The 25,779-nt window shown below is 67.0% G+C and carries 25 protein-coding genes; 8 read left to right on the top strand and 17 right to left on the bottom strand.

Features of this window, described 5'->3' with window-relative positions; genetic code table 11:
* Window positions 1-72 precede the first annotated feature (72 nt).
* The 6 genes from FZP69_RS21060 (at window position 73) to FZP69_RS21035 (ending at window position 5,050) form a co-directional block, all read left to right on the top strand.
* On the top strand, window positions 73-654 hold the full coding sequence (locus tag FZP69_RS21060) for a hypothetical protein (RefSeq protein ID WP_204960089.1): 582 nt from the start codon (window positions 73-75) through the stop codon (window positions 652-654).
* Between the two features lie 333 nt (window positions 655-987).
* Window positions 988-1,530, top strand: a complete 543-nt coding sequence (locus FZP69_RS21055; RefSeq protein WP_152043309.1) for a cupin domain-containing protein — start codon at window positions 988-990, stop codon at window positions 1,528-1,530.
* A 332-nt stretch (window positions 1,531-1,862) separates the two neighbouring features.
* Entirely contained in the window at window positions 1,863-3,113 is a 1,251-nt protein-coding gene (gene prf1, locus FZP69_RS21050; RefSeq protein ID WP_152043308.1) for a peptide chain release factor aRF-1, read from the top strand.
* 137 nt (window positions 3,114-3,250) lie between these two features.
* Window positions 3,251-4,099: a helix-turn-helix transcriptional regulator gene (locus FZP69_RS21045; RefSeq protein ID WP_152043307.1), complete on the top strand. Its 849-nt coding sequence runs from the start codon at window positions 3,251-3,253 to the stop codon at window positions 4,097-4,099.
* Between the two features lie 122 nt (window positions 4,100-4,221).
* Complete coding sequence (locus FZP69_RS21040) at window positions 4,222-4,800, top strand: MarR family transcriptional regulator (RefSeq protein WP_152043306.1); 579 nt, start codon at window positions 4,222-4,224, stop codon at window positions 4,798-4,800.
* Window positions 4,715-5,050 (top strand): transcriptional regulator FilR1 domain-containing protein, encoded by a 336-nt coding sequence (locus FZP69_RS21035; protein WP_152043305.1) that lies wholly within the window; start codon window positions 4,715-4,717, stop codon window positions 5,048-5,050. Before FZP69_RS21040 ends, FZP69_RS21035 begins: the two co-directional genes overlap by 86 nt.
* 51 nt (window positions 5,051-5,101) lie before the next feature.
* On the opposite strand, the gene FZP69_RS21030 is transcribed toward FZP69_RS21035, so the two are convergent.
* From FZP69_RS21030 to ahaH, 14 genes are all read right to left on the bottom strand, one after another.
* Complete coding sequence (locus FZP69_RS21030; RefSeq protein ID WP_152043304.1) at window positions 5,102-5,509, bottom strand: DUF6276 family protein; 408 nt, start codon at window positions 5,507-5,509, stop codon at window positions 5,102-5,104.
* A gap of 108 nt (window positions 5,510-5,617) precedes the next feature.
* Entirely contained in the window at window positions 5,618-6,319 is a 702-nt protein-coding gene (locus tag FZP69_RS21025) for a V-type ATP synthase subunit D (RefSeq protein WP_152043303.1), read from the bottom strand.
* A 28-nt stretch (window positions 6,320-6,347) separates the two neighbouring features.
* Window positions 6,348-7,145: a lycopene cyclase domain-containing protein gene (locus FZP69_RS21020; protein ID WP_152043302.1), complete on the bottom strand. Its 798-nt coding sequence runs from the start codon at window positions 7,143-7,145 to the stop codon at window positions 6,348-6,350.
* A 124-nt stretch (window positions 7,146-7,269) separates the two neighbouring features.
* The gene (locus FZP69_RS21015) at window positions 7,270-8,004 is read right to left on the bottom strand and encodes a bacteriorhodopsin (RefSeq protein WP_152043301.1); all 735 of its coding nucleotides are present in this window, start codon (window positions 8,002-8,004) and stop codon (window positions 7,270-7,272) included.
* 99 nt (window positions 8,005-8,103) lie between these two features.
* Entirely contained in the window at window positions 8,104-10,092 is a 1,989-nt protein-coding gene (locus FZP69_RS21010) for a bacterio-opsin activator domain-containing protein (RefSeq protein ID WP_152043300.1), read from the bottom strand.
* Between the two features lie 138 nt (window positions 10,093-10,230).
* Window positions 10,231-10,713 carry a hypothetical protein gene (locus FZP69_RS21005; RefSeq protein WP_152043299.1) on the bottom strand — a complete coding sequence of 161 codons (483 nt, stop codon included), beginning with the start codon at window positions 10,711-10,713 and terminating at the stop codon, window positions 10,231-10,233.
* 94 nt (window positions 10,714-10,807) lie between these two features.
* Window positions 10,808-12,220, bottom strand: coding sequence for an ATP synthase subunit B (locus FZP69_RS21000; RefSeq protein WP_152043298.1), 1,413 nt, complete (start codon window positions 12,218-12,220; stop codon window positions 10,808-10,810).
* A gap of 1 nt (window position 12,221) precedes the next feature.
* Window positions 12,222-13,979, bottom strand: a complete 1,758-nt coding sequence (locus tag FZP69_RS20995) for an ATP synthase subunit A (protein WP_152043297.1) — start codon at window positions 13,977-13,979, stop codon at window positions 12,222-12,224.
* Between the two features lie 3 nt (window positions 13,980-13,982).
* Entirely contained in the window at window positions 13,983-14,303 is a 321-nt protein-coding gene (locus FZP69_RS20990) for a V-type ATP synthase subunit F (protein WP_152043296.1), read from the bottom strand.
* A complete protein-coding gene (locus FZP69_RS20985) occupies window positions 14,300-15,346 on the bottom strand; it encodes a V-type ATP synthase subunit C (RefSeq protein ID WP_152043295.1) in 1,047 nt (348 codons plus the stop codon). Before FZP69_RS20985 ends, FZP69_RS20990 begins: the two co-directional genes overlap by 4 nt.
* On the bottom strand, window positions 15,343-15,927 hold the full coding sequence (locus FZP69_RS20980; protein WP_152043294.1) for a V-type ATP synthase subunit E: 585 nt from the start codon (window positions 15,925-15,927) through the stop codon (window positions 15,343-15,345). Before FZP69_RS20980 ends, FZP69_RS20985 begins: the two co-directional genes overlap by 4 nt.
* A 21-nt stretch (window positions 15,928-15,948) precedes the next feature.
* Window positions 15,949-16,209 (bottom strand): F0F1 ATP synthase subunit C, encoded by a 261-nt coding sequence (locus tag FZP69_RS20975; RefSeq protein WP_152043293.1) that lies wholly within the window; start codon window positions 16,207-16,209, stop codon window positions 15,949-15,951.
* Window positions 16,210-16,387: 178 nt separating this feature from the next.
* Entirely contained in the window at window positions 16,388-18,658 is a 2,271-nt protein-coding gene (locus FZP69_RS20970; RefSeq protein ID WP_152043292.1) for a V-type ATP synthase subunit I, read from the bottom strand.
* On the bottom strand, window positions 18,645-18,977 hold the full coding sequence (gene ahaH / locus FZP69_RS20965; RefSeq protein WP_152043291.1) for an ATP synthase archaeal subunit H: 333 nt from the start codon (window positions 18,975-18,977) through the stop codon (window positions 18,645-18,647). Before ahaH ends, FZP69_RS20970 begins: the two co-directional genes overlap by 14 nt.
* Before the next feature lie 189 nt (window positions 18,978-19,166).
* On the opposite strand from ahaH, the gene FZP69_RS20960 reads away from it, so the two are divergent.
* On the top strand, window positions 19,167-19,796 hold the full coding sequence (locus FZP69_RS20960; protein ID WP_152043290.1) for a methyltransferase domain-containing protein: 630 nt from the start codon (window positions 19,167-19,169) through the stop codon (window positions 19,794-19,796).
* Window positions 19,797-19,891: 95 nt separating this feature from the next.
* On the opposite strand, the gene FZP69_RS20955 is transcribed toward FZP69_RS20960, so the two are convergent.
* Together FZP69_RS20955 and FZP69_RS20950 are read right to left on the bottom strand one after the other, a co-directional pair.
* Window positions 19,892-21,184 carry a glycosyltransferase family 87 protein gene (locus FZP69_RS20955; protein WP_152043289.1) on the bottom strand — a complete coding sequence of 431 codons (1,293 nt, stop codon included), beginning with the start codon at window positions 21,182-21,184 and terminating at the stop codon, window positions 19,892-19,894.
* A gap of 94 nt (window positions 21,185-21,278) precedes the next feature.
* Window positions 21,279-21,860, bottom strand: a complete 582-nt coding sequence (locus FZP69_RS20950) for a type IV pilin N-terminal domain-containing protein (protein ID WP_321168831.1) — start codon at window positions 21,858-21,860, stop codon at window positions 21,279-21,281.
* Window positions 21,861-22,060: 200 nt separating this feature from the next.
* Here FZP69_RS20950 and FZP69_RS20945 point away from each other — a divergent pair, with 200 nt between their 5' ends.
* Window positions 22,061-23,371: a helix-turn-helix transcriptional regulator gene (locus FZP69_RS20945; protein ID WP_152043288.1), complete on the top strand. Its 1,311-nt coding sequence runs from the start codon at window positions 22,061-22,063 to the stop codon at window positions 23,369-23,371.
* A gap of 74 nt (window positions 23,372-23,445) precedes the next feature.
* On the opposite strand, the gene FZP69_RS20940 is transcribed toward FZP69_RS20945, so the two are convergent.
* Window positions 23,446-25,704 (bottom strand): beta-glucosidase, encoded by a 2,259-nt coding sequence (locus FZP69_RS20940; RefSeq protein WP_152043287.1) that lies wholly within the window; start codon window positions 25,702-25,704, stop codon window positions 23,446-23,448.
* Window positions 25,705-25,779 lie beyond the last annotated feature (75 nt).

Here is a 25,779-nt window from a genome sequence, read left to right as displayed (position 1 = left end):
ACGCTTCACGATCTCAGTGCTGGCGACTTTCGTTACCAGACCGAGGGGCAAACCGTTAATCGGAACGAGGTGATGTCCGAAATCACGATAGATGACCGGGTCGGCGTCGTGATGGGTTCTGCGGACGAAGGATTGGGGGCCGCGAACTTCCTCCTCTCATGTGTGATCGAGTTCTACGACACCCTCAGGGAGTGCAAGGACGAGTTCTTCGAGTACCCCGATTTCTACACGTTTCAGGCGACAACCGACCCAGCGGATTACCGCATGTTCGATGTCTATCCCGACCACAAGAACGTCGAAGTAGCAGCTGAGGCTGAAACCATTCTTCGGGCTGTGAACGATCGAGCCATATCCGTTCTATTGGTGCCGGATAGATCGCAGAAGCATCCGGAAATCGAAGACATCACCCGACGCAGCGCGGAACGAACCATCGAACATGTGTATCTATACGATCCATCGGGTCTCCTCGACGATGACGGATTCGAGATTTCAGTCCCTCGCCAGCCAGTCACGGACTGGTTCGAATCGACTGCTGATTCAATGATCAATCCGCCTCCAAAAGACAGTCTCCGGTTTCAATCAGGTCAACAGGACCGGATATCGCAATCGTATCGGGAAATCTCTCTCGAAAAGGCCATAGAACGGTTATTCTAGGCGATTCAGATTGGCGTCAGACTCCGTGCGACCTGCACTAAGGACGGAACGCGACGCACGTGGAGCAAGTCAACATATCAAGATAACCCCCGAACTGGATTTCTGGTGCACTCATGCTCTGTATGCATCAAGCAATCAGCAATCAACTGTCGATCTGTCAGTAGCTGTCTGATGAATAGAGGGCGCGTATCGGTCAATACCTCCTAGCGAGATGTTCTGAGGGCGTCAACGATCATGGTAACATATAACATGATATAGACTAATTGTACGGTTGGTGCTCCATGCGACGAAACGGCGCGAACGGGGCCGGTTGGGGAGGTACTGGAGGCATCTATGTGTCCCACAAACGAGGATCAACGGAAAAACGACATTGGAATCGTCCATATAGACGAAGTCGACTGGACTGAGCGGGATAGTGGTGGCCGTCTCGTCCACCGACGGAAAGGGATTGGACAGGCAGCTGGTGGCGAGAAACTCGGTTGTACGCTCTATGAAGTGCCGAGTGGGAAGCGACCACAACCATACCACTATCACTATGGAAACGAGGAGGCCATGTTCGTCCTTTCAGGCAACGGCTCCTTGCGAACACCAGACGGTGAACAGCTGATAGAAGCCGGAATGTACGTATCTCTCCCGACCGGTGAGGACAATGCCCGACAGGTGATAAATTCGTCCGACGAACCTCTCCGATACCTGTGTATGTCTACCACAATTACGCCCGAGATCGCCTACCTCCCCGATTCAAATAAGTACTTCCTCTCTGCCGGTGCTGACCCACTCTCGAATCCGGACGACGTGACACTCCTCAAGTTCCTCTCAGTGGAGGAAGGCGTCGTCGAGGGACCGAACGCTGGCCAATGGCATGGGGAAGAATAGTTCAGACGATCCAACAAATCACCCACTTTACTATTCAGCGTCCCTTTGCTGACTACACCCTCTGTATCGGTCAGGCGGCTCTCAAATAGTCATCAATCTATCACATCTGGGCGTACGAGAACACACACTACCCCCTATCAGTCCCCCCGCGTCGACTCTCCCAGCGGCAATGGGTGGGACTTCCGAGACGTCTGGGCTCGGGGCCGTCCCTGATCTCGTCGCGGGTCATGCCACTCCAGCCCAGCACCATCCATCTACTCCGTCCCGACACCATCCACCTTCGAACGCGGGAGTTTAACCGTCCTCGTCGTCAACTCACCCGCAAGAACACAATGGCATCGGACACACAGAGCGACACGGAGGCCTCTTCGGACCGCCGGAAGTACGAGTTCCGGAAGGTCATCGAGGACCTCAAAGAGTACGAGGGGTCGGGGACACAGCTCGTCTCGATCTACGTCCCCCCGGACAAGCAGATCTCCGACATCGTCGCCCACGTCACGCAGGAACACTCCGAAGCGAGCAACATCAAGTCCAAGCAGACTCGCACCGCGGTCCAGGACGCGCTGACGAGCATCAAGGACCGCCTGCGCTACTACAAGAACCCGCCGGACAACGGGATGGTGCTCTTCTCGGGTGCGATCGACTCCGGCGGCGGCCAGACCGACATGGTCACCAAGGCGCTGGAGAACCCGCCCGAACCGATCCAGTCGTTCCGCTACCACTGCGACTCGGCGTTTCTGACCGAGCCGTTAGAGGAGATGCTGATGGACAAGGGGCTGTTCGGCCTGATCGTCCTCGACCGCCGCGAGGCAAACGTCGGCTGGCTCAAGGGCAAGCGCGTCGAGCCGGTCAAATCCGCCTCCTCGCTCGTCCCCGGCAAGCAGCGCAAAGGTGGCCAGTCCGCCCAGCGGTTCGCCCGCCTCCGCCTCGAGGCGATCGACAACTTCTACCAGGAGGTCGCGGAGATGGCCAACGACCTGTTCGTCCCGAAGCGCCACGACCTCGACGGCGTGCTCGTGGGCGGGCCCTCCCCCACGAAAGACGAGTTCCTCGACGGCGACTACCTCCACCACGAGATTCAGGACCTCGTCCTCGGGAAGTTCGACGTCGCCTACACCGACGAGTCGGGCCTGTACGACCTCGTCGATGCCGGCCAGGACGTCCTCGCCGACCAGGAGGTCGTCAAGGACAAGAAACAGATGGAGGAGTTCTTCGAGAAGCTCCACCGCGGCGACGAGGCGACGTACGGCTTCGAGCCGACCCGCCAGAACCTCGTGATGGGCTCCGTCGATCGACTCCTCCTCTCCGAGGACCTCCGCTCGGACGTCGTCGTCTACGACTGCGGCGACACCGACGAGTACGAACTCGTCGACCGCCGCCACTCGACGCCCGATCACACCTGCGACGACGGCACGGAGGCCGAAGTGGTGGAGCGAACCGACGCCATCGAGTATCTGATGGAACTCGCCGAACAGCGCGGCACCGAGACCAAGTTCATCTCGACCGACTTCGAGAAGGGCGAACAGCTGTACGACGCCTTCGGCGGCATCGCGGGCATTCTGCGGTACTCGACCGGCGTGTAAGCGCGTTCGTGGGCTCGCCCCGTCGCCGACCGTCTCCGATCGCCGCTTTTCCTCGTCTCCACTACCATCTCCCGTGCCCCGCGGCGTGGGAGGTGCCCGACCTTACTTATATATAACTCGATTCCGTGTGGCGAATTATGCCCTGGGGGCACGACGACGCGACGAACATCCGTCAGCTGTTGAGTCGACGGGCCGACGCACTGGGCATACTCGTCGAGGGCTCCTACGACAAGAGCGAGCTGACGGACGAACTCGACGTGTCGCGCTCGACCGTCGACCGCACGATCCGCCGGTTCGAAACAAACGGTCTCGTGCGCCGCGAGGGGGGACAGACCGAGGCGACGCTCGCCGGACGGCTGGCGTTCGACTCCTACCGTCGCTTCTGCGAACGGACGACCGACGTGGCGGAGTTCGGTGACCTCCTCCGCGAACTCCCCTCCGACGTCGAGATCGACCACGACCTGCTCGACGGCGCGACCGCCTACCGGAGCGAACCCCCCGCCACGGGCCGCCCGGCGAACGAGGTGACCGCGCTCATCGCCGCCGGGACGCGGCTCCGGGCGTGTGCGACCGTCATCAACGACTCCGCCGCCTCCGCGGAGCTCCACCGGATGGTCACGGAACGCGGTGGCAGCGCGTCGGTCGTCTACGCCGAGAGCCTCGCAGACCACATCCGCGACCTGTACTACGAATCCCACCACGAGATGGCCGCGACCGGCCGGTACCGGGCGTACGAGATCGCCGACCTGCCGTACGAACTCTTCATCGTCGACACCGACGACGGGACGCAGGTCGCCGCCGTCGTCTACAGCGAGACCGGACGCCTGAAAGGGGCCATCGTCAACGATACCGACGCTGCCGTCGCCTGGGCGGAGGCGACGTTCGAGCGCCACCGCGACCGGGCGACGGAGTTCACCGACGACTTCCTCGTCGGCGACCGCACGGAACCGATCGACTCGGCCGCGGCCGAGACCGACGAGCCGTGAGATACCGGATCGATGCCGGTCAGGACAGCAGGGCGCGCCAGTGTGGTCGACGGTCCGACTGGTCGCTCGCCCGTCGGCAGACGATCCGTACGTATATTTCGCGGAGCGGCGTCGCTCACTCTATGCCACGGGAGGACGACACCCCACCGGATGTCAGCCGGGTCTCTGGCCGACGGGCGGACGTCCTGTCGCTCCTCGCCGAGCGATCCGGCGAGTGCGTCACCGGGGAGCGAGCGCTCGCGGCCGAACTCGGCGTGTCGCGGTCGGCGGCCGACCGCACCGTCCGCCGCCTCGAAGCGAGCGGTCTCGTCCGTCGTGCCGGTGGACGGATCGAACTCACGCTCGCCGGACGGCTGGCGTTCGCGGCGTACCGTCGCTTCGGTGCGGAGACGACGGCCGTGAGGACGTTCGGCGATCTCCTCTTCGAACTCCCTCCCGACGCCGACATCGACCACGACCTGCTCGACGGCGCGACCGCCTACCGGAGCGAACCCTCCGCCACGGGTCGTCCCGCGGACGCGGTGACCGATCTGATCGGCCGGGCGCGCAGCCTGTCGGGCCTGTGCCAGCGCGATCAGCGACTCCGAGGCGTCCGCGCGACGCTACCGGCTGGTCGTGGAACGCGAGGGCCACGCGTCGGTCGTCTACACGGCCGACCTCGCGGACCACCTCCGCGAGTGGTATCTCGGGAGGCGTCGTGAGATGGCCGCGACCGGCCGATACCGCGCGTACGAGACCGACGATCTGTCGTACGATCTGTTCGTCGTCGAGTCCGCCGACACGGCACGGGTCGTCGTGGTCGTCTACGACGACCGTGGTCGACTCGCCGGGGCGATCGTCAACGACAGCGACGCCGCCGTGGCGTGGGGTCGAGCGGCGTTCGAGCGCCGCCGGAACGGGGCGACGGAGTTCACCGACGACCTCCTCCGCAGCGACGAGCGCGACGGCTGAGCGACGGCCGAGCGACGACCGGACGAGCGGATCACACCGGGTACACCGGAGTCAGTCGAGCAACGATCGCAGCTGTGCGGCCCGACGGTCGAGGTCGACGACCGGATCGATCGCACCGTTCGTCGCCATCGCCACGAGGCGGTCGAGGGTGGCGAACGCGTCGCCCCCGGCGGTCTCCACGCGGTCGATCAGTTCGGTCACGTCCGCCCGGCGGAGGGCGAGCGAGTCGAGGTGGCCGAGCAGGAGCGCCATCGCGATGCCCGCTTCGCCCGTCGGCAGCGGCTCCCAGTCGACCGCCGCGGTGCGGTCGTCGCCGACACGCCCGGGCGTCTCGGCGGCTTCGACGCGGAGGCAGTTCGTACAGAGCGTCGCTCCGGCCGACTCGTCGGGTGCGTACGGTCGGAGTGACGACGGTACGACGAACACGACACGCTCGCCGGCACAGGCGGGACAGGCCATACGTCGAGAGAGGCGTCGGCGCGACAAAAACCGCTGCGGTGGGTCCGTTCGGCGGAGTCGACGTCAGCGCGGTGGTTCGGCGGTCGACGCGAGGGTCGGGTCGCGGGCTCAGTCGTCGGCCGAGACGCGTTCGACGTCGCTCTCCTCGAGATCGGCGGCTTCGGCCTCGCGTTCTTTCTTCTCCTCTTCTTCTTTCTTCGCCTTGATCTTCTTCAGGCGGAAGATCTCCTCGCGTTCCTGCTCTTCGAGTTTCTGCTCGATGTACTCCTTGTTCTCGTACAGGTCGGGCAGGAGTTTGAACTCGAGGGCGTTGACACGACGTTTGGTGGTCTCGATCTCCTCGAGCATCTTCTTCATCGCCGTCTCCACCTCGGCGGCGAGGATGATCGTCTCGAGGAGTTCCTCGTAGGCGTCGGCGGCCTCGTCGATCCGCGCCGAGGAGCCGAGGAGACCGTAGCCGCGCTGGTCGAGCGTCTTCTTCACCCGCGAGGACTCGATCTGCGGGACGACGACGCCCATGATGTTCTTCGACTGGGTCGTGATCTCGGGGTGTTCCTTGAGCGCGGCCGCTGCGCCGCGGACCGCGACGTCGCCCTCCATGGCACGGGCCATGTTGATCTTGTGCTGGGCGGTCTGGTAGTCCTCGGAGAGCTCCGAACGGACGTCCTGCGCCTGGTCGAGGATGTCCATGAACTCCATGATGAGGCCGTCACGCTTCTGCTCGAGCGTGTCGTGACCGCGCTCGGAGAGCTCGATGCGGTCCTCGATGGCCATCAGGTTCTTGCGCGTCGGTTTGACGTCTTCGGCCATTCTTGTCGGACGTTGTTCGTCCGGGATGTTAACCTTTTACTGTCGGTCGCGTGGCTGTCGCCTGCCCAGTGGCGGTCATCAGTCCCCACCGCTCCACAACCCACAGGAACAGGACGAGCCCCTGCACCACGAAGACGTTCGTGACGAGGAAGAACGCCGCCTCCTCGACCGGCAGGCCGAGGAGTGTCACACCCGTCGTGTACGTCTCAGAGATGACCCAGACGCCGAGTTCGATGGCGACCCAGTCGGCGGCCCAGAAGTACAGCGTCGGCACGCCGACTCCGAGCGCGAGCGTCCGCCGGGTGGCCCACAGGTACGGCCAGCCGAACCCCCACTGCAGCGCGAGGACGGGGCCTGCCCACGCCAGGATGGCGCCGAGGTAGTACGTCCGCGTCGTGAGGAGACAGACCGCGCCGACGGCGAGGACGACACCCCCTGCGACGACGCCGACCAGTCGCTGGCGTCGCGTGACCGGTACGTTCGCCGCGTGTGACGGTCTCCGGGACGAGAACGCGAGCAACGCGAGCCAGAGCACGACCACGAGCGGCTGGAGGATCATGAACAGGTACTCCTCGACCGGCGCGAGCCAGACGGTCGCGACGACGGCACCCTCGCCGTACCACCAGACGTCACGGCCGATGAGGTAATTACCCCACGGTGTCGTGTAGCCGAGGGCGATGACTGCGAGGATCGCGAACCCAGCCCACCGTGCCCGCCACTCAGAGGGATCGAACCGGGCCCGCCGCCAGTAGACGGCCGCGCCGAGGATCAGGATCGGCGGCAGGAGGAACACGGCGTGGAAGCCGAGATACGTGAGCCGGCTCACGGCTGACTCCGATCGGGTACGAAATGGGATGGGAACATGGATTGGGGGTGTCGAGTGCTGCTGTCTGAAATACTGGTCGACCGAACCGAACCGGACCTCCCCGGACCGACCGGGTCAGCCGGGATCAGTCGGCAGTCGCCGTCGCGCCGGTGCTCTGCGTCGCCTGCTCGAGGATCGAGTGGCTCCGCAGGAGCACGAACCCGAAGCCGACCTTCGCGGTCAGGTCGAGGACCATGAACGCCGCGGTCTCCCAGTACAGGGGGATGATGCCGATGGTACCCTCGGTGCCGAGGATCCACACCACGGGGTACGCGAGCCAGAGCACGATGAGCATGTTCCGGAGCGTCGTGGTGAGCTTGCGCACCTCGGGTGTCTGTCTCGTCGCGGCCTCGCTGAGCGTGCGGATGAGGAAGTACAGGAGGAACAGCAGGAACACGGTGCTGATCGCCCACCAGACGATGCGGATGGCAGCCGAGGAGGCGGCGAGCGCTCCGATGACGCCCGTGCCGATCATCAGCACGTCGAGTCCGATGAGCGTGTAGATGGTGTTCCGGTCAGCCTTCGCGAGCAGTGCGAGGTCGAGCAGGAGCAACGGCGTCGTGAACAGCCAGTCGGCGTAGCGGCCCCAGTAGATGTCCAGGACCTGTCCGTTGACCGTCACTTGCGTGAGCCCGAAGCCCGTCGCCATCGCGAAGTACGCCGCGGAGGCGATCGCGGTGATGAAGATCGTAATGATGTAGAAGCGTTGCTGTTCCCGATCCTCGACGCCCCAGCCGCGGGCGACGAAGTACAGTGTGCCGAGCGTCATGCCGGCTGTGCCGAGCCACAGCCAGATCGATTCGCTACCTGGTGTTGCCATAATGCAACCGAGGGTTAGCGGGAGACGACAAAGCGAGGATACCGAACTGGTTGGGATGTCCTAAAAGTATACCATGTGTTTAGTCGTCCTAGAGTGACACTAGCCATCGTCCCGGTGGAATCGCGAGACGAGCTTTCGCTCCGCCGCACGCAGATGCTGGTGGAACGTCGACCGGGAGACGCCCATCGCCTCGGCGAGTTCGTCGCCCGAGATGCCGTGGGGCCACTCGAAGAAGCCGCCGATGTGGGCGAGCTGGAGCGCGGTCCGCTGTTTTTCGGTGAGTTCCTCCTCGACGTCCGCGACGAACCCTCTGTGTGTCGCCGGGGGTTCGTCGCGCTCTCTGATCCGCGCGACGCGGACGCTCGAGGACGCGCCGGCGAGGTCGTCGAGGAGCTGCCGACCGGTCGACCGGTCGGGGACCGTGACCGTGAGCGTGAGCGTTCCGTCCCGCGGGTCGACGGCGAGGTCGGTCAGTCGCCCGCCCGCTTCGGCGACCAGCGGGAGGAGCGACTGGGGCGACAGCGTCAGCTCGAACAGTCCGGACTCCTCGTCGTCGCCCACCCGTCTCACCTCGTCGATCCCCGGCGCCGACGCCGCCGCGAGCTCGGCGTCAGGTGGTGTCGCCGAGACGAACAGCAGGATCGTCCCGTCGTCGCGCACGACGACGCCCTCCTGGGCGAGCGAACAGTCCGCCGCGCGAGCGAGCCGGACGAGCGGCACTGCTGGGTCGCTGACGACGAACTGGAGTTCGACGAGGCTCTCCGTGAGGAGGGTCCGACGGCTCTCGAACGCGTCGATCGCTGCCCCGATCGCCCGACCGAGCGTCCCGAGGACGACCAGTTCGTTCTCCTCGATGGCCTCCGCGTCCGTGTAGATGACCAGCACGCCGTACAGCGTCTCGCGGTGGTGCAACGGCACCGCGACGATTCCCTCGAACGGGAGCGTACGGTCGGCGTGAAACCGCCCTTCAGTGTCGGTCGTCGCCTGTGGCGTCCGGGTCGACGCCGCCGCTGCGACGGGGTCCACCGTGTCGTCGCGATCGACGACCAGTCCGTCGATCGTCTCGGCCGCCTCACCTTCCCACACCTTCGGGACGATCGTCTCGGGTGAGAGGTCGCAGTCACCGACCCACGCGGCCGTGTACGACGGCGTGTCGGCGACGCGCTCACAGACCCCGCGTTCGAGTTCCGCGCGGCTCTCCGCACGGACGAGCATCTCGGTGACGTCCTCGAGCACGCCCTCGATGTGGTCGAGGAGCCGCTGGAGCCGCCCACGTTCGCGGTCGGCCTCCGCGGCGTACCGCTCGGCCGCCTCCTCGGCGCGAACGCGGTCGGTGATGTCCGTCTGGAAGCCGACGTAGTGTGTGACGCCGCCGTCGACCGCCTCGATCGGCGCGATGTCGACCCGGTTCCAGAACTCGGTGCCGTCGCGGCGGTAGTTGAGCAGTTCGACCGACGCGGGCTCCCCGGCGTCGACGGCACGACGGAGTTCGGCGACCGACTCGGGGTCGGTGTCGGGCCCCTGCAGGTAGCGGCAGTTGCGACCGAGCGCCTCCGTGATGGCGTACCCCGTCGTCTCGCAGAACGCCTGGTTGATGTAGACGAGCGGGCGGTCGGGCAGCGAGAAGTCGGCGATGGTGATCCCCACCGGGGCCTCGTCCATCGCCCGCTCTTTCAGTTCCTCCGTGATCCGGTCGACCGCGTCCGATCGGTTGTGTTGCCAGGCGACCGCGCTCGCGACCCGCTCGCCGAGGCGGATGAAGCGGTTCGACTCGTCGACGGGGACGACGTCGAACGCGCCCGCCTCGAACGCCTGCTCGACGCCGTGCTCGTCCTCGGGCGTCACCAGCACCACGACGGGCGTCACCGTCGTGTGTTCGGAGAGGTCGGCGGGGTCGTCGAGGAGATCGGCCGCCACGACCAGACAGTCGACGGCCTCCACTCGCGCGGTGACGGCCCCGAACGTGTCGACGGTCGAGATGGCGTCGGTGCCGAAGACGTCCGCGAGGAGCGCGGTCGCGCGCGACCGGACGTCGTCGGCGTCGGTCGCGAGGAGGACGCGGCTCCCGTGGGGAACCTCGGTTGCCATACCCCCCCATCACGACGGAGACGCGAATAGTTTCCGAGAGCGTCGCCCCCGTGGGCCGAACGCGGTGGCTCGCGCGCGACCTCCGGCTCGTCGATCCTCTGCCATGCGACGACCGGTGGCGTGTTCGACCGTCCGGAGTCACCCGGTTCGATCCGTGTCGGACAGTCGCGTGCGGGTGCAGTGCTCCCGAACGGTCGGGTGCGCGGCCAAGAGGAGCATCACGAGCGCCTGGACGGCGTTCAGCACCTGCAGCCGTTCACCGAACCCGACGACGATCCCCTCGACGAACACCCAGACGAGCAGACCGACACCGACGGCGACCACCACGAGCCACGCCCACGCCTCCCCACGGTAGAGCCCGTACGCGGCGGCCAGCGGGACGACACCGAGACCGATCAGGAGGACGACACCCGGCAGGAAGAAGTCGTCGAGCGGCGTCGAAGCCAGGAGTCCGGTCGAGAGACCGATCAGCTCCCCGGACGGGACGAGGACGAACTGCCCGCCACCGAGGACCCCTCTGACACCGAGAAACCCCAGGAGTCCGATCAACAGCCAGCACAGGGGTGGACAGCCCTGTCGCCTCGATGCCAGCGTCGTGAGGACGGATCGGGGATCGCGCATGGTCAGGGTGTCTCTCGGTCGTTCCGGTCGCGCGTACAGTGACACACGCGGAACAACGTGCGGTCAAAAAACTCGTGCAGCTGTCGACGCGACGTTACGCCTCGGCCTCGACCGGCTCGCCCGTCTCGCTCTCGCGGTAGTACTTCTCGATGAGCTCCTCGTCGATCCGGTTGAGCTCCTCCTTCGGGAGCGTCGAGAGGAGGTCCCAGCCGATGTCGAGCGTCTCGTCGATGGAGCGCTCCGTCGTGAAGCCCTGGTCGACGAACTCGTCCTCGAAACGCTCGGCGAAGTCGAGGTACTTGTTGTCCCTCTCGGAGAGGGCCTCGCGGCCGACGATGTTCACCAGGTCGCGGAGGTCCTCGCCCTCCGCGTACGCGGCGTACATCTGGTCGGAGACGTCGGCGTGGTCCTCGCGGGTGAGGCCCTCGCCGATGCCGTCGTCCATGAGCCTGGAGAGGGAGGGAAGCACGTTGACCGGGGGCTGGACGCCCTGCGAGTTGAGGTTCCGGTCGACGTAGATCTGTCCCTCGGTGATGTACCCCGTCAGGTCCGGGATCGGGTGGGTGTCGTCGTCGCCCGGCATCGTGAGGATGGGAATCTGCGTGACGGAGCCGTCACGACCCTGGATCCGTCCGGCGCGCTCGTACAGCGTCGCCAGGTCGGTGTACATGTAGCCGGGGTAGCCCCGGCGGCCGGGAACCTCCTCGCGGGCGGCACCGATCTCGCGCAGCGCCTCGCAGTAGTTCGTCATGTCCGTGAGGATGACGAGCACGTGGTAGCCCTTGTCGAACGCGAGGTACTCCGCCGTGGTGAGCGCCAGTCGCGGCGTGACCGTCCGTTCGACGGCGGGGTCGTCCGCGAGGTTCATGAAGACGACGGAGCGCTCGAGCGCGCCGGTGCGCTCGAAGTCCTCCATGAACTCGTTGGCCTCCTCGGCCGTGATGCCCATGGCACCGAAGATGACGGCGAACTCCGATCCCTCGCCGCCCTCCTCTTCCTCGGGGACGGTCGCCTGCCGGGCGACCTGCAGCGCGAGGTCGTTGTGCGGCAGCCCCGATCCGGAGAAGATCGGGAGCTTCTGTCCGCGGACCAGGGTGTTCATGCCGTCGATGGCACTCACACCCGTCTGGATGAACTCCTCGGGGTACTCTCGGGAGTAGGGGTTGATCGCCGCGCCGACGATGTTGCGGCGTTCGTCGGGGACGATCTCCGGGCCGCCGTCGATGGGCTGGCCGGAGCCGTCGAGCACTCGCCCGAGGAGGTCCTCGGTGACGGGCATCTTCAGCGTCTCGCCGAGGAACGTGACCGAGGCGTTCCGGTCGATGCCGGTCGTTCCCTCGAACACCTGGATCGCGACGAGCCCGTCCGAGGATTCGAGCACCTGGCCGCGCTTGGTCTCGCCGGCAGGCGTCTCGATCTCGACGATCTCGTCGTAGCCGATCGGCTCGTCGACCTCGGCGAACACCAGCGGACCGCTGATCTCTGTGATGGTCTGGTACTTCTTCATATCAGTATTTCTCCCGGAGCTGGGTCGCGATCGACTCCTTGAGCTCCTCGATGTACTCCTCCCAGTCCTCCTGGACGCCGATACGGTTCAGCCGCGGTGCGGCGTCGATCGCGGTGATCTCGGGCACCGGCACCCCCGCGTCGAGCGCGTCGAACGCCTCGTCGTTGAACGTCTTGATCGCCGTGAGGATGCCGTACGTCTTCGCCGGCTCGCAGTAGGTGTCCGTCGGGTGGAACGCGTTCTGCTGGAGGTACGCCTCGCGGAGGTACCGCGCCACCTCGAGGGTGAGCTGCTGGTCCTCCGGCAGGGCGTCCTTACCGACGAGCTGAACGATCTCCTGGAGTTCGGCCTCCTCGTCGAGCGTGTCGACCGCCCACTGGCGGATCTCCGACCAGTCGTCCGTGACGTTCTCCCGGAACCAGGGGTCGAGCTGCTCGCGGTACAGGGAGTACGACTCGTTCCAGTTGATCGAGGGGAAGTGCCGACGTTCGGCGAGGTCGGCGTCGAGCGCCCAGAAGCACTTGACGATGCGCAGGGTGTTCTGCGTGACCGGCTCGGAGAAGTCGCCGCCGGGCGGCGAGACCGCGCCGATCACGGAGATCGATCCCTCCGTGCCGTTGACGTTCTCGAAGTAGCCGGCGCGCTCGTAGAACTGCGAGAGCCGCGCGGAGAGGTACGCGGGGTACCCCTCCTCGCCGGGCATCTCCTCCAGTCGGCTCGAGATCTCCCGCATGGCCTCCGCCCACCGCGAGGTGGAGTCGGCCATCAGCGCCACGTCGTACCCCATGTCGCGGTAGAACTCCGCGATGGTGATCCCGGTGTAGACGCACGATTCTCGGGCGGCCACGGGCATGTTCGACGTGTTGGCGATGAGCGACGTGCGGGCCATCAGCGGATTGCCCGTCTTGGGGTCGTCGAGGTTCGGGAAGTCCTCGATCACCTCGGTCATCTCGTTGCCACGCTCGCCACAGCCGACGTAGACGACGATGTCGGCGTCGGCCCACTTCGCGAGCTGGTGCTGGGTGACCGTCTTCCCGGAGCCGAACGGCCCCGGAATCGCGGCCGTCCCACCTTTGGCGATGGGGAACAGCCCGTCGAGGATGCGCTGGCCCGACACGAGCGGCTCGGTCGGGGTCTGTTTCGTGACACTGGGACGGGCCTGACGGACCGGCCACTCCTGGTGCATCGTGATCTCCTCGCCGCTCTCGAGTGTGACCACGGGATCCTCGACGTTGAAGTCGCCACTCTTGGCTTCCTCGACGACGCCGCCCTCGGAGCCGGGGGGCACCATGACCTTGTGGTCGATGCTCACCGTCTCCTCGACGACGCCGACGACGTCACCGGTCGAGACCTCGTCGCCCGCCTCGACGGTGGCCTCGAAGGCCCACTCCTTCTCGAGGTCGATTCCGGGGGCGTCGACCCCGCGGTCGAGGAACGCGCTGTTCATCTTCGACTCGAGCACGTCGAGGGGACGCTGGACACCATCGTAGATGGAGTCCAGAAGTCCCGGCCCCAGGTCGACGGTGAGGGGTTCACCCGTGTTCTCGACGGGTTCGCCCGGACTCACCCCGGAGGTCTCCTCGTACACCTGAATGGTCGTGATGTCGCCTTCGATCTCGATGACTTCGCCCATCAGCCCTTCCTCGCCGACGTAGACGACGTCGTTCATCCGGGCGTCGAGATCTCGGGCCTGCACGACCGGGCCACTCACGCTCTCGATAATGCCGTCCTCGCGGACGTCCTGTGTTGCCTGACTCATGTCTTATTCGTCCATTAGGTCGATGCCGATGGCTCGCTTGATCTGTTCGCGAAGGCCGCCCGCGCCGGCACCGCCGCCGAGAGTGACGAGCACCGGTTCGATGCTCCCCTCGACGGCCTGTCGAGCCTGCCGGGACAGGTGGTCCATGTCGTCGTCGTGCATCACGATGATGCCGACCTCGTCGTCGTCGAGCGTCTCCATGACGGCCTCGTCGAGCTGTGCGTCTTTCTCCTCGTCGGGGACGTTCTGGAACTTCCGAACGCCCGCGAGGCGAAAGCCCGTGGTGAAGTCGGGGCTGCCGACCACGGCGATCTCCTGACTCATAGTATCACCAGTTCCTCCTCGATCTGCTCGGGAGAGAGGCCGGCCTCGCGTGCCCGGGCGATGGCCCGAATGTTGTCGACCTCGCGCTCCTTCGCCAGGATGTACGAGATGACCGGGCTCACAGAGAGCGGGAAGACGTTCCCCAGGCTGGCCGAGTAGTCCAGGAGTGCAGTCTCCAGCGCCCGCTCGAACGCGATGAGGCTCTCGGTCTCTTCGAGGTCGTTGAGCGCGTCGGAGAGTTCGTCACCGTACGTCGAGTCGCGGATACGCTGGACGAGCTCGTCGAGGTTCGACGCCAGCCCGCTCAGCTCCGTGCGGGTGAACAGCTTCCCCCCCTCGATGTAGTACTCTGCCGGGTCGATGTCCGCGCCACTGCGGGCCAGCCGCAGGGCGTTACGCGCGTTCCGGAAGTCGACCTCCGCCAGGAGGATGTCGCGGTACTGCTGGGTCGCCTCGTCCCACCGGACCTCCGAGAGGAGGTTCTCGTAGAAGACGCGGTCGACGGCGTTCTCGAGCGGCACCAACACGCCCGCGGACTCGTACTCCTCGAACGCCTCCTCGAGAGCGGGCCCGAAGATGGTCCGGTCGAGCACCTCGATGACCTCCTCGATGCTGGTCGTGTCCAGCAGTCGGTTGACAAGACGGTCCTCGAACTCGCCGGCGCGGATGAGGTCCGACTCGACCTCCTCACGCGAGGCTCCCGAGTAGATACCCCGGATGACCGTCTTGACGTTCCACGCGTCGAACTTCCGGAGGTAGCGGGCGATCAGGTCGTACAGTCGACCGTTCGCCCAGTCGAGGATGTCGTCGAACTGCTTCGCGAGGTTCCGGTTCAGCGCGTACTCGATGAGGTCGACGCCGGAGTGCCGGGCACCCAGGGCGTTGACCTCCTCCTCGTACGCCGACTCCTCCATGAACCGCGCGATCTCGGCGGTGCTCATCCGCACCAGCTTGCGGTAGTCCTCGTCGGCGAACAGGGCGCTTCGACGGGCTCGAACGCGGGCGTTGACGTACTCCGGATTCGAGCTGCCGGCGGCGCTCATTGGTCGAAGAGGATGCCGCTGACGTCCTTGAGGTTGTTCTCCCAGACGGTGTCGAGGAGCGAATCGAACGTGTTGTCCACCCGGACGCGCGACGCCTCGCTCTCGACGACGACGCCGCCGAGGCAGTCGACGGACTCCTCACCGAGCGAGAACCCCTCGTAGTCCGCGAGGATCTCCTCTATGAGCGCCTCGTCGGCTGCCCGACCGCGGACGACGACGTCGCTGCCCTCGTCGAACTCCGCGGCAGAGGCGTCGAGCAGGGCTCGCGTGAGCTCCTCCCGCTCGTCTCCCGACAGCCCCGCGAGCTCCGATTCGACCTGCTCTCGCACGGTCTGCAGCGCGTCACGCCGTGCCTCGAGGCGCTCCTGTTTGGCCTCCAGCTTGGCGGCCGACAGCGCCTGCTCGCGCTCTTGGGAGATCTTGCGTTCGACCGTGCGTTCGCGCTCTTCGACGATGTCCTCGGCGTCGGCTTCGGCCCCGGAGACGATCTCGTCGGCGCGTTCTTGGCCCTCCGTACGAATCTCTTCGGCGCGCGCGCGGGCTTCGTCTCGAATGTCCTCGACAACTGTGTCCAAACTCATTGGTAAAGGGAAGAGGGGTGCTTACCCGACCAGGAAGACGACGACGAGCGCGAGAATGACGAGTGTCTCCGGCAGGACTGTGAAGATCAGTCCCTGCACGAAGAGGCTCTCGTCCTCGGCGACGGCGCCGACCGCGGCCGCACCGATACCGCGCTCCGCGTAGCCGGCACCGAACGCAGCCAGTCCGACCGCCAGAGCGGCAGCGGCCTGAGCGGGGATCGCGGGAGCGGATGCGCCTTCCTGCAGTACGACGTTCGCCAACTGGGTTGCAGTGTCAATCATGGTTGTGTGGTAGTCTCAGTGGTGTCCGTTTTGTCGTCTCCGAACGTTCGTGTGTGGAGGTACGGTCATCATAAAGCTTCCCAAAACGCATCGACAGCGCCCGATTCGGGAGAAAACGGAGTTACATCTGGTCGCGGGTGGAGCCCGCGTCGGTGGGCGAACAGAAGAGGTGAGTGCGTCAGTCGTCGGCGGTGTACTGCCGTTCGTAGCCGAACGGGTCGTACGCCGTGCCGCCGCCGTCGAAGAACTTGTTGAAGAACTCGACGTACTCGAGACGCACCGCCTGCAGGCCGGCACTCGTGACCCCGAGCGCCAGCACGAGCGCGTGACCGATCACGAGCACGAGGAGGCCCACGAGCACGAACGCCAGGCCACCGTGGACGAGGCCGCCGAACATGACCTCGGTGACCTCGTAGCCGTGGTACATCACGGAGTCGGTTCCAGCCGGAATAGTCGGCATGCCGTCGACACCGAAGTGCCACCCTCCCTCGCTATCGACGTACACCCCGAAGAACAGGAGGTTGACCGTGAAGGCCATCCCCGCCTTCGCCAGGAGCACGGCGGCGATCCGGGTGTACGACAGCACGTTGACGAGCACGTTCAGGAACTCGACTGCCTCGACGGGCTCGCCGATTATGAGGAGGACGAGTCCGACCACGAACACCGCGAGCCCCGCCCATCCGACGACGACTGGGAAGCCGGAGAAGCCCAGCGCGATGACTCCCTCGCTCGAGAACGTCGTGTAGATGAACTCGGGAGCGGTCCCCCGGACGACGTCGCTGAAGATCCAGATCCAGAGACCGTTCACCATCAGCAGCCACGAACCGGACTCGTAGAGCGCGTGTTTGAAGCCGTGGAACTCGAGGGTCTCGATGAAGTCGAGGATCCAGCCCATGTTGAGGTGAACGATGCCGATCAGCACACTCACGAAGAGCCACGCCAGCGCCCACTCGGCGGTGGCGGGCGAAAGGCCTTTTTCGATCGGGGCGTGTGAGAGGCCGACGACACCCTCCCAGAAGACGGACGCGATGGTGTGCAGGCCGAATATCTCGCCGTAGAGAATGCCGAACAACATCGTGAAGAGGCCGGCTGCGATGGTGACCCCACCCATCGACCGGAACGCCGGCGACTCGAACTTCGAGTAGAGGAAGTAGCCGATGGCGGTGTAGATGATCCCGTAGCCGAGGTCACCGATCATGAAGCCGAAGAAGGCCGGGAACGTGAGGAAGACGAGGACCGTCGGGTCGAACTCCGTATACTTCGGTCGACCGACCGCCTGGACGAGCACCTCGAACGGCTTGACGACGTTCGGGTTGTCCTGGATGACCGGCGGGCTGTCGTTCTGCATCACGACGTTGCCGCCGTCGGCCCGTGCGGTCTCCTCGTCGCCGCCGTCCGCTCGGGCCGCGTCACCGCCGTCGGTCGCCGCAGGCGTGCCGCCGCCGGTGTACTGCTCGCGGACCTCCTCGCCGCCGTGACGGTTGAACTCCGCGTCCTCGAGCCGCTGGATCTCGACGTGGTCGCCGACGGCCTCCGTGAGGTCGGCGACGAAGTCGCCGTATCTCGCCGTGGGGATCCACCCCTCGGCGACGAAGGCGTTCTTCGTCGTCGCGAACGTCAGCGGCGCTTCGGTCTTCTGCACCTCGATCGAGAGCTTCTCTTCGGCGGCGAGGAGGAAGCCCGCCGCGTCGAGCTTGACCTCCTCCAGCTCGCCTTCGACGGTCTCCAGTCGAGACCGGAGCTTCCGGCGACGGCTCTGGAGTTCCTGGACGTACGTCTCCGGCGCCACCGCACCGTCGGTGCCGCGGACGTCGTCGGGGATGTCCGAGACGTCCGGAATCCCGACGGCGGCGAACTCTGTTCCGACGAGTGCGTCGGAGAGCGTGCTTCCCTCGTGCGGTCGAGCGAAGATCCCGAGCGTCGAGCCGCTGTCACTCGTGAACACCCGGTAGTTCCGGATGCCCGACGACGAGGCGAGCGCCTCCTCGATTCGGTCGCGCTTGCCCGTGCCGACGGCGATCTCGATCGAGTCGTACCCCGAGAGGAGGTCGAGGTCGATCCCGAGGTCGACGAACGGCTCCATGCTCTCGATCCGCTCTTCGACGTCGCGGAGCTCGTCTTCGACCTCGTTCCGTCGGTCGTCGAGTTCGTTGACGCGGGCGCGGACCTCCGCGAGGTCCTCCTCGAGCGCCTCGTCGGAGACGACGCGGGTCGGTCCGGCGTCCTCGGCGTCGACGTCGAGGATGCTCTCGATCGACCGGATCGTGACGAGCTTCTCCGACGCGGACTCGGCACCCGCGGTGGGATCGCCCCGCTGGAAGCCGTCCCAGGAACCGTCGTACTCGGTGACGTGGAGCAGGTTGAGGCCGTGGACCGTCTCGACGACGTCGTCCATGACCTTCTTCGAGCCCGTCACCGACACTTTGCTCATCCGTTCAGGTCTGAGCATGCACCGCCTCCTCGAACCGTTCGATGGCGTATTCGACCGCCTCGTCTACGTTCGATTCGGCCTCCTCGCGGAGCTGCTGCCGGTCGTCGGCACCCTCCTCGAGGAGTTGTTCGCGTTCGGCCTCGATCTCCGTGCGGGCCTCGGCGAGCCGCGACTCCTCCAGGTCGGCGGCCTCCTCCTCGGCCTCCGCGCGGATCCGCTCGGCCTCCTCGCGAGCCTCCGAGATCATCTCGTCGCGCTCCGCCTCCGCCTCGGCGACGATCTCGTCGGCCTCCTGTTCGGCCTGCTTGATTCGGTCGAGGACCTCTGGTCTCGGCATTCTCCTATCACCGTGAGGTGTGTAAGCGGCGTATAAGGTGTTTGCGGAACACTCTCGAAGGGGCGACCGACTCCGTCCGAGTCGACGACCGGTCCCGGACCGGTCGACGGGTTCGACCGACGGGTTCGACCGGTGGCTGTCGGGGGAAATCCGCACCGTTATGCCCGACGACTCCCAAGCCCGGTCGAGATGGGTGTCCTCGAAAACAAGGCTCGTGCGCGCCTGTTCTACAAGTACCTCTCGAAGGTGTACGACCAGGTGAACCCGTTCATCTGGGACGAGGAGATGCGCGACGAGGCACTCTCGATGATCGACATCGGCGCCGGGGATCGGGTGCTCGACGTCGGCTGCGGGACGGGGTTCGCCACCGAAGGACTGCTCGAACACACCGACGACGTCCACGGGCTCGACCAGTCGATCCACCAGATGCAGAAGGCGTTCGAGAAGTTCGGCAAACGCGACCGGGTGCGGTTCTACCGCGGCGACGCCGAGCGGCTCCCTTTCAGGGACGACAGCTTCGACGTCGTCTGGTCCTCGGGTTCGATCGAGTACTGGCCGAACCCCGTCGACGCGCTCGTCGAGTTCCGCCGCGTCGTGAAGCCGGGGAACCAGGTGCTCGTCGTGGGACCCGACTCCCCGAAGACGTCGGTGTTCGAGAAGCTCGCCGACTCGATCATGCTGTTCTACGACGAGGAGGAGGCCCAGCGGATGTTCGAAGACGCCGGCTTCGTCGACATCGAACACCGCGTGCTCCAGCGCCGTCCGGGTTCGCCCCGCGCCATCGTGACCGTCGCGCGCGCTCCCGGCGCGGACGACTGACACCACCGACCACCGGGAGCCTGCACCGGACCACTTCACCGGTCACAGGGAGCCCGCATCGACTGCCACGGGCGTCGTATCGAACGTCGCATCCGTCACTCAAAGAACCCCGTCGACACCGAGCGGAGTCGTTCGCTCAGCACGGGGAGCGAGGCCGCCTGTGCGACCCGGAGGGATGCGAGTCCCGACAGCAAGAGTGACCCCCACAGCCCGGGCTGGAGCGCTCCGACGACCACCGGTGCGCCCTCCGAGAGGAGCGGTGGCACGGCGTCGCCGAGGAACCGGAGCCCGTAGGCGTGAACGTGGAACAGCCCGAGCGCGACGACTGGCACCGCCGGGTAGCCGTTCCCGTCGCGTCCGAGTTCGGTCGCGACGAGGACGACGACGGCCGGGAGGACCACGACGAACGTGTAGGTGTACGCCTCCGGCGCGAGCAGTGGCACCGCGGCGACGCCGAGCGCGAACGTCTCGTGGTCCGCCGCCGAGCACACCGCGAGCGCCGCGACGAGGAGCGCGCCACCGACCTGGACGACGAACGGGTCGCCGGGGAGGACGAACAGCGGCTCGTAGTACGGCGGGAGCCACAGAGTCGGCGGGCGGGCGTCACCACCGAGGGTGGTGCCCCAGCGGAGCACGTCGACGTACGTCAGGTGGCTCTCGACGCCGAAGACGGCGACACTGACGGCGAGCAGACCGACGCCGGTCGCGACCGCCCCGACGAGCCGGTCACGGCGCACGAGCAGGTGGGCACCGATCGGTGCGTACGCGAGCTTGAGCGTGCCGGCGACGGCCGTCGCCGCCCCGCTGCCCGCCCGGGCGAGACGGACGAACCGGCCGCTCCGCCGCCCGTCGTCGCACCGGCGTTCCCCGGCGACGAGCGCCGCCGCGGCGACGGCGACCAGTCCTCCCACGAACGCCGACGCCTGTCCGAGTTTCAGCGAGAGGAGGAGGGGCTGGAAGCCGACGAGCACCCAGAGGAGGAGGCCTCGCTCGAGCGGGTGGAGTTCGCCTCCGAACGCTCTCCCGAGGGCCTGGAGTCCGATCCACAGCAGCGCGACGGAACAGGCCCCCCACACCGTCGCGTCGACCCTCGGGAACAGTTCGGCGAACGGGGCGAACACCAGGACGAACACCGGCGGGTAGAGGTAGCTCCCGTGGTAGGTGCCGTCGTCGTTCTGGACGTAGAGCGACTCCCCGTTCTGCCATCGCTCGACGGCACCGCCGTACGCGCCGAAGTCCCAGAACTCGAACGCCGGCGCGACCTCCGCGGCCCGGAGGTGCCAGTCGACGAACGGGTACGCGAGGAGCGCCCCGAGGACGACGCCCGACCAGAGGACGAACCACGGACGGGAGCGACGGACGCTCCAGAGTCGACGGACGAGTGACACGGTGTCGGTTCCGAACTGTCAGTGCGAACGGCATATGTTTTCGGTGTGACCGCACCGCGCGGGACGCCGCGACGTCGGGGCCGCGCTCACGGGGTCAGTCGACCGTCGCGCGGAGCCGGGCGATCGGCCTCCCGTCCACGAAGAGTCGAACCGAGACGACGTTTCCCGTCGCGAGCGCCGGCCGGTTCGTTCCGGCGACGCGGAGCGTCGCGGTCTCGCCCGCGGCCCACCGCGGATCGGTCGCGCTGTTGAACGGCCCGGTCGGTCCGGGTCGGAACCCCTCCGCGGAGAAGAACGGGACCGCCGGCTGGTGGACGAGCGGTTCGCCGTCGACCGCCACCACGACGCGGAGGTCGCGGACGTCGAGTTCGTCCCCACCGCGGTGGCTGATCGCGAGCGTCCGGTCGTCGACGGCGAGCGACAGCGACGCCTGCGGCGGCCCGTCGTCGACGTCGCCGAGCGCGAGGACGGCACCGGCGGTCGCGGCCGCGAGCCCGACGGTGAGCGCGAGGAGTAACACCCCGGCGACGGGCGTGATCGCGCGGGACGACGTGTCGCGAGCGTCGGCCGAGCTACGGGGTGTCTCGTTCGTCTCCGGCGTCGTGGTCGGGGTCGTGGCCGACGTCGGCTGTGCTCCCGTCCGGTGTGTCGTCCGTCGGCAGGCGGGTGGGGACATCCGTCGCTCCGGAGTGGCTGCGGTATCGTATTTGAACGCTCGGGCGGTGTGTCTGCGTGGCGACCCGGCTCGAGAACGTTCTCCGCGACGAGATAATGTCTCTCGTCGAACAGACGGGTTCGGCGGAGTGAGACGGGCCGAAACCCCTGTTCCGGCTTATGGAAAGCGTTTTGACGCCCGGCTGAGGAGTGAAAACGCACATGCGGTGCGCCGCGCTCACCCTCGCCCTCCTCATCATCCTCTCCGGCGTGGCACCGGCGACAGCGTTGGTCCCCTCCGGTGTCGACGACGGACAGGAGCCCGCGACACTGACGAGTCTCGCCTCGAACCGAGGCGTCGCCCAGGTCGATACGGACCGACCGCCGTCGACGGAGATGACCGTCCAGCTGGAAGCCGACACGGACGCCCGGTGGACGATCACGTACCGATACGTGTTGCAGGACGAGAACGAGATCGAGGCGTTCCGGACGCTCGCGCGCGAGTACGAGTCCGGACAGGCGGACATCGGGGTCGACGTCGGCGTCTTCCGGTCGGTAGCCGCCCAGGCGTCGGCGTCGACCGGTCGGCCCATGCAGATCCGAAACGTCGAACGGAGCGCGACCGTCGAGCGGAACGTGACCACGGCGACCGCGAACGGGACCGCGAACGAGACGGCGACCACGACCGCGACGGCGACCACGACGACGGGGTCGTCCGTCACGACCGCGACCGGCGTCCTCCGGCTGTCGTTCACCTGGACGAACTTCCTCGAACAGAACGACGACGGGAGCCTCGTCCTCGGAGACGTCTTCGTCACGCGGGACGGCGGTACGTGGCTGACGTCGCTCGGCACGGACCAGCGGCTCACCGTCGTCACACCCCCTGGATTCGTCATCAGCCGGACGAGCTTCCCGATCCAGCAGCAGAACGAGTCGCTCGTCATCGACGGGCCGCGGGAGTTCACCAGTGAGGAGCGGCTCTCGGTCACCTACCGACCGAGCGATCAGGCGGAGATCCCCTGGATGCTCCTCGTCGGCGGCTTCGTCGCCGTCGTGGTCGTCCTCGCGCTCGTGTTCTACTTCGGCCTCCTGCGCGGTCGCTCCCGGTCGGAGACGCCGGCCGAGACCACTCTGACGAACGGTGGCGAGTCGACGAAGACCGAAACGGGCGGTGCGAGCGGCACCGACGGGGACGCGGTGTCGACCGGCCCCTCGGAGCCGACCTCGACCCCGACGCCCGGGGACGACGGGACGACAGCCGCGAGCGACGCGACGGACGATGCCCCCGACGAGCCGGACTTCGAGCTGCTCTCCGACGAGGAGCGCGTCGAGTACCTCCTCGAGGAACGTGGTGGTCGGATGAAGCAGGCGAACATCGTCAAGGAGACGGGCTGGTCGGACGCCAAGGTGTCACAGCTCCTCTCGTCGATGGCGCAGAACGGTCGCGTCGAGAAGCTCCGACTCGGCCGCGAGAACCTCATCTCGCTCCCCGACGAGACGGTCGTCGACGACACCGACGCCCGCGACGAGTGATTCGACGTGGTCGTGCGATTGCTCCGGCGTCGTCGATGCCGGTGACGACACTTCTCGATCGGTCTTCGTCGATCTCACTCGACCGTGAACTCGACCCGTCTCGCCCGTGGATCCGTCGCCGATCGCCCGACGGAGAGCGTGAACGCTCCGAGTTCGATCGTTCGGTCACCGTCGGAGTCGACGACGCCCATCGTCGCCGGTGGCACCCGCAGGTCGATCCGCGTCGTCTTCCCCGCGTCCAGTTCGACCCGCTCGAACGCGCAGAGTTCGCGGACCGGTTGCGCACGCGAGGCGTACTCGTCCCGCAGGTAGGCCTGCACGACCTGGCTCCCCGCGCGGTCGCTCCGGTTCTCGACCGTCGCCGTCACCGTCACGGGGTCGCCGGCGGTGACCGTCCCGTCCGGCACGGTCGCGTCGGTCACCGCGAGGTCGGCGTAGCTCCGCCCGTGGCCGAACGGATAGAGCGGGTCGTACGACGGCGGGTGTTCGTCGTCGCCGATCGGGTGCGGGTGACGCACGTAGTCGTGGTGCGTGGGCAGGTGGGCGGTCGACCGCGGAATCGAGATCGGCAGCGCCCCGCCCGGTTCGGCACCGAACAGCACGTCGGCGAGCGCCGCGCCGCCTTCGGTCCCGCCCGGCGGCGTGAACAGGATCGTGGGGAGGTGGTCGGCCGCCCAGGGGACGGGTAACGGGCGACCGGCGACGAGCACCAGCACCGTGGGCGTTCCCGTCTCGTGGACGGCCCGCAGGAGGTCGGACTGGGCGTCGGGGAGTCCGAAGTGGTGGCGGGACGGAAACGCGCCGGTCGTGGTTCCGGCCAGTTCGCTCGGCCCGAACTCGTGGATGTACCAGCCCTCGCCGAGGGCGACGACCGCGACGTCCGCGTCGGCGGCCGCGGCGGCCGCCCGGTCGATCGCAGCCCCCACGTCGCTATCGGTCGCGGCCGCCGCGCCCGCGTCGGCGTCGCGGTGGGTCACCCCCGGCTCGTGCGTCACCGTGCCGCCGGCGGCGTCGAGCCCCTCGACGAGCGTCGTCCCCTCGCTCGGGTCGCGGACGCTCCACCCGCCGACCTGCGCGGTGAGGTCGTCCGCGTTCGGGCCCGTCACGAGGACGTCCGTCCCGGTGTCGAGCGGGAGCAGGCCGTCGTTCTGCAGGAGGGTGACGCTCTCGCGGGCGACGTCGCGGGCGAGATCGACGTGGTCCGCTCGTCTGAGGGTCACGTCGAGGCCGTCGGCGTCGACGAACGGATCGTCGAAGAGGCCGAGGTCGCGCTTCAACGCGAGGATCCGACGGACAGCGGCGTCGAGGGTCGCCTCGTCGATCGCACCCCGTTCGACGAGGGAGACGATCGCCTCGGCGTGACGGGCGCCGTTGACCGAACCGACGTCGACGCCGGCGACCAGGGCGTCGGCGACCGCCGCCTCGGAGGTCTCGGCGGTCCGGTGGTCGGCGTGGAGCATCTCGACACCGTTCCAGTCGGAGGCGACGACGCCGTCGAAGCCGAGCCGTTCGCGGAGGAGGCCGCGCAGGAACCGCGGCGAACCGTGGGCCGGCTCCCCGTCGATGGAGTTGTAACAGGGCATCACGCTGGCGACGCCGGCGTCGAGCGCCTCGACGAACGGCGGGACGAACGTCCGGTGGAACGTCGTCCGTGACACCTCGACCGGGGCGGCGTCTTCCCCGCGCAGGGGGCCGCCGTACGCCGGGAAGTGTTTGGCAGTGGCGGCGACGCTCTCGTCCGAATCGAGCGTCTCGCCCTGGAGACCGCGGGCCTTGGCGGCGGCCATCGCGCCGACGAGGGCGGGCGACTCCCCGAACGTCTCGAACGTCCGGCCCCAGCGGGGGTCGCGGGCGACGTCGCAGGTCGGGCCGTAGTTGGTCGTCACGCCGGTCGTGCGGGCCTCGCGGGCCGTCACGCGACCGACGCGCTCGGCGAGTTCGGGCGAGAACGTCGCCGCGAGCGCGAGGTTCTGGGGGAACACGGTCGTGTGGTCGAGGTAGGCGTGGCCGTGGACGGCGTCGACCGGGATCAGGAGGGGCACCCCGTGGCGCGTCTCCTCGACGGCGTGGCGCTGGAGGCGGTTGGCGACCGCGGCCGCGTCGGCGGGCTGGACGTGTGGTGAGCCGGCCCATCCGAACGGCGTCACGGCCCCGAGGTGGTGGTCCTCGACGAGCGCCTCGACGTCGGCGACCGTCTGGTGCTCGTCGAGTTCGCCGACGTAGGTGCCGGCACACTGGCCCGCCTTCTCGGCGAGCGTCAGCCCGGCGAGGAGGGCGTCGACGTCGACCCGGTCGTCGTCGTCCCGGGGGTACGTCCCGTCTGGCGTGGTCATAGGAAAAACTCACTCGACGGTGAGGTAAACCCACCGACAACTCGGTCGTTCGTGGCCCCTTTCGAAAACGTTTAC

Source organism: Salinigranum salinum, from assembly GCF_009176545.1.
Classification (GTDB): domain Archaea; phylum Halobacteriota; class Halobacteria; order Halobacteriales; family Haloferacaceae; genus Salinigranum; species Salinigranum salinum.
Note: the sequence above shows the minus strand (reverse complement) of the source record. Positions and strands in the feature narration are given on the sequence as shown.

Bases quoted from the DNA above. Each gene is read 5' to 3' on its own strand.
- FZP69_RS21060 (WP_204960089.1), top strand. From the start codon at position 73: ATGTCCGAAATCACGATAGATGACCGGGTCGGCGTCGTGATGGGTTCT.
- FZP69_RS21055 (WP_152043309.1), top strand. From the start codon at position 988: ATGTGTCCCACAAACGAGGATCAACGGAAAAACGACATTGGAATCGTC.
- prf1 (WP_152043308.1), top strand. From the start codon at position 1,863: ATGGCATCGGACACACAGAGCGACACGGAGGCCTCTTCGGACCGCCGG.
- FZP69_RS21045 (WP_152043307.1), top strand. From the start codon at position 3,251: ATGCCCTGGGGGCACGACGACGCGACGAACATCCGTCAGCTGTTGAGT.
- FZP69_RS21040 (WP_152043306.1), top strand. From the start codon at position 4,222: ATGCCACGGGAGGACGACACCCCACCGGATGTCAGCCGGGTCTCTGGC.
- FZP69_RS21030 (WP_152043304.1), bottom strand. From the start codon at position 5,509: ATGGCCTGTCCCGCCTGTGCCGGCGAGCGTGTCGTGTTCGTCGTACCG.
- FZP69_RS21025 (WP_152043303.1), bottom strand. From the start codon at position 6,319: ATGGCCGAAGACGTCAAACCGACGCGCAAGAACCTGATGGCCATCGAG.
- FZP69_RS21015 (WP_152043301.1), bottom strand. From the start codon at position 8,004: ATGGCAACACCAGGTAGCGAATCGATCTGGCTGTGGCTCGGCACAGCC.
- FZP69_RS21010 (WP_152043300.1), bottom strand. From the start codon at position 10,092: ATGGCAACCGAGGTTCCCCACGGGAGCCGCGTCCTCCTCGCGACCGAC.
- FZP69_RS21005 (WP_152043299.1), bottom strand. From the start codon at position 10,713: ATGCGCGATCCCCGATCCGTCCTCACGACGCTGGCATCGAGGCGACAG.
- FZP69_RS21000 (WP_152043298.1), bottom strand. From the start codon at position 12,220: ATGAAGAAGTACCAGACCATCACAGAGATCAGCGGTCCGCTGGTGTTC.
- FZP69_RS20995 (WP_152043297.1), bottom strand. From the start codon at position 13,979: ATGAGTCAGGCAACACAGGACGTCCGCGAGGACGGCATTATCGAGAGC.
- FZP69_RS20990 (WP_152043296.1), bottom strand. From the start codon at position 14,303: ATGAGTCAGGAGATCGCCGTGGTCGGCAGCCCCGACTTCACCACGGGC.
- FZP69_RS20985 (WP_152043295.1), bottom strand. From the start codon at position 15,346: ATGAGCGCCGCCGGCAGCTCGAATCCGGAGTACGTCAACGCCCGCGTT.
- FZP69_RS20980 (WP_152043294.1), bottom strand. From the start codon at position 15,927: ATGAGTTTGGACACAGTTGTCGAGGACATTCGAGACGAAGCCCGCGCG.
- FZP69_RS20975 (WP_152043293.1), bottom strand. From the start codon at position 16,209: ATGATTGACACTGCAACCCAGTTGGCGAACGTCGTACTGCAGGAAGGC.
- FZP69_RS20970 (WP_152043292.1), bottom strand. From the start codon at position 18,658: ATGCTCAGACCTGAACGGATGAGCAAAGTGTCGGTGACGGGCTCGAAG.
- ahaH (WP_152043291.1), bottom strand. From the start codon at position 18,977: ATGCCGAGACCAGAGGTCCTCGACCGAATCAAGCAGGCCGAACAGGAG.
- FZP69_RS20960 (WP_152043290.1), top strand. From the start codon at position 19,167: ATGGGTGTCCTCGAAAACAAGGCTCGTGCGCGCCTGTTCTACAAGTAC.
- FZP69_RS20950 (WP_321168831.1), bottom strand. From the start codon at position 21,860: ATGTCCCCACCCGCCTGCCGACGGACGACACACCGGACGGGAGCACAG.
- FZP69_RS20945 (WP_152043288.1), top strand. From the start codon at position 22,061: ATGCGGTGCGCCGCGCTCACCCTCGCCCTCCTCATCATCCTCTCCGGC.
- FZP69_RS20940 (WP_152043287.1), bottom strand. From the start codon at position 25,704: ATGACCACGCCAGACGGGACGTACCCCCGGGACGACGACGACCGGGTC.